We start from the raw sequence: 2,472 nt of genomic DNA, 5'->3' as shown, positions 1-2,472 counted from the left end.
CACGGAGGAAGGAGGTCGGCATCATGCCGATGACGTGACCCGGGCCAGTGTCCAGGGCCCGTTCCCTCTCCGACGCGCGTTGCCGGTAACGGCGGGGTGCGAAGCTCGGAGAAGAAGCCCAAGGGCTCCCGTTCCACCCGGGAGTCACAGGCAAGGGAAAGACCGGACGGGTGAAGCTTACTGAACCCTCAACGATGCCCCGTGATGGCAAGCCTCGCAGGTGGGAAGCGATAGTGAGGTGCAGGACTGGCCGCTGAGATACGGCAGATGCCGGTCGAAGACCATTGGTCGGCCGGGAGGACACCATCGTCCCGGGGTAATGAGGGCGCCCACCCCGGTCGTGTCTCACACGTGTGGAACGCGACAACCCCGTTGGGGTCCAGACAGATTGACGTGTCTGGTCAGCCGACCGCAAGGAAGGCCCAGCTCCCCAGCGGATGCAGGACGGCCCAAGAAGCCAAGGCCGGCAAGCCGAAAGGCAGCAGGAAACCGGGACGGAAAGCGGCACCTCCGCCGCGTCCCGCATAACTGGCCGGATACGGGCGTCTACCCGGACCCGAAAGGGTGCTGACGTGGGCCTGGTGAGCCTGTGAAGAACTCGACAACGCAAGGAACCGGAACCGAAGGGCAAGTTAGGCACCGTGACGGTCATATCCGCTGCCGATACGGCGGTGGCCAGCACCGACCCGGCGAACGGACCGGAGGACGCAGCCCCCGACTGGGATGCCATCGACTGGCAGGCCCAGGAGGAGGCAGTACGGCGACTGCGCCAGAGAATCTTCACGGCATCGCAGGCAGGGGACCTGAAAAGAGTCCGCAATCTGCAGAAACTGTTACTCCGCTCCCGGGCTAACACGCTGGTCAGCGTGCGTCGGGTCACGGAGATCAACGCAGGACGCAAGACGGCCGGGGTCGACGGTCAGGTCGTCCTGACCGCCAGGGGCAAGGCGGAGCTGGCCCAGTGGTTCCAGCACCGAACCGGTCCTTGGCAGGCCCGGCCGGTCAAGCGGGTGTTCATTCCCAAAGCGGGCGGCAAGAAACGCCCTCTCGGCATCCATGTGATCGTGGACCGGGTCCAACAGGCCCGAGTCTCACAGGCACTGGAACCCGAGTGGGAGGCGCGGTTCGAACCGAAGTCGTACGGCTTCCGGCCCGGCCGCGGCTGTCAGGACGCGATCGCGGCGATCTACTGGACGGCCAAGGGTAAACGGGCCCGCCGCCAGTGGGCGCTGGACGCGGATCTGGCGGCGGCATTCGACCGCATCGACCATGATCACCTACTCCAGCAGCTCGGCTCGTTCCCCGCTCGGGAACTTGTCGGGCAGTGGCTGCGGGCAGGCGTGGTCGAGGACGGCCGGTTCACCCCGACCGAGGAGGGAACTCCCCAGGGCGGTGGGATTAGCCCGGTGCTCTTGAACATCGCCCTGCACGGGATGGAGACGGCTGCGGGAGTCCGCTACCGGCAGTCCGGCCGTAGCGCCGGAGACACCATGCCGGGCTCCCCGCTGCTGGTGCGATACGCTGACGATCTGCTCGCCCTGTGCCATTCGCGGGACCAGGCTGAGCAGGTCAAGGCCAGGCTCGCCGGGTGGCTGAGGCCGCGAGGGCTGTTCTTCAACGAGGACAAGACGCGCGTCGTCCACCTCGAAGAAGGCTGCGATTTCCTCGGCTTCTCCATCCGCCGCTATCACGGCAAGCTGCTGATCAAGCCGAGCCGCGAGGCCGTCAGACGGATCCGGAACAGGATGCGCGCCGAAGTGCGGTCCCTGCACGGGGCCAACGTCGCTGCGGTGCTGCAACGGCTCAACCCGATCATCCGGGGATGGTCCGCCTATTACCGGAGTGTGGTCGCCAGCGAGATCTTCACCGCGCTGGACGACTACATGTGGAAGCTCACTTACAAGTGGGCGACCCGCGCTCATCCGAACAAGTCACGGCACTGGGTCACGGCCCGGTACTACGGCAGGTTCAACAAGTCCCGGCAGGATCAGTGGGTGTTCGGCGACCGCGACAGTGGCGCCTACCTGCTGAAATTCGCCTGGACGAAGATCGTCCGACACCAGATGGTCCATGGCGCGGCGTCTCCGGACGACCCTGCCCTGGTTTCCTACTGGGCCGAACGGCGCCGCACCAGCGCGCCTCCGCCGGTCAACCGTGCCACGTTGCGCCTGCTCCAGGTGCAGAACGGGCGGTGTCTGATCTGCCGGGGCCTGCTGCTGCACGCCGATGACTCGCCCTCCGGTCCTATCGAGTGGGAGCGGTGGTTGCGGGACACCCGCCAGGCGATCACCACCCGGGTGATCACGTATCGCGGGATCGACACGTCGGACGGAGTGCAGCTCCGTCTTGTTCACGCCTCCTGCCAGCGGCTCGCTGACAAGGATCCTGCGTCACTGCATGTCTGCGGGCCTTCGGGGCTTGCTTGAGCCGAGCTGCGGGGAAAGCCCGCAAGGCCGGTTCTTAGGGGGGACC

General features: G+C 66.3%; 1 protein-coding gene. It reads left to right on the top strand.

Features of this window, described 5'->3' with window-relative positions; all coding sequences use genetic code 11:
• Nucleotides 1-641: 641 nt before the first annotated feature.
• Complete coding sequence (gene ltrA, locus IEZ19_RS49535) at nucleotides 642-2,426, top strand: group II intron reverse transcriptase/maturase (protein WP_229841736.1); 1,785 nt, start codon at nucleotides 642-644, stop codon at nucleotides 2,424-2,426.
• Nucleotides 2,427-2,472 lie beyond the last annotated feature (46 nt).

It is taken from the genome of Streptomyces brasiliensis, from assembly GCF_014647875.1.
In the GTDB taxonomy this organism is placed as follows: Bacteria; Actinomycetota; Actinomycetes; order Streptomycetales; family Streptomycetaceae; genus Streptomyces; species Streptomyces brasiliensis.
This window is presented reverse-complemented; position numbering and strand designations above follow the sequence as displayed.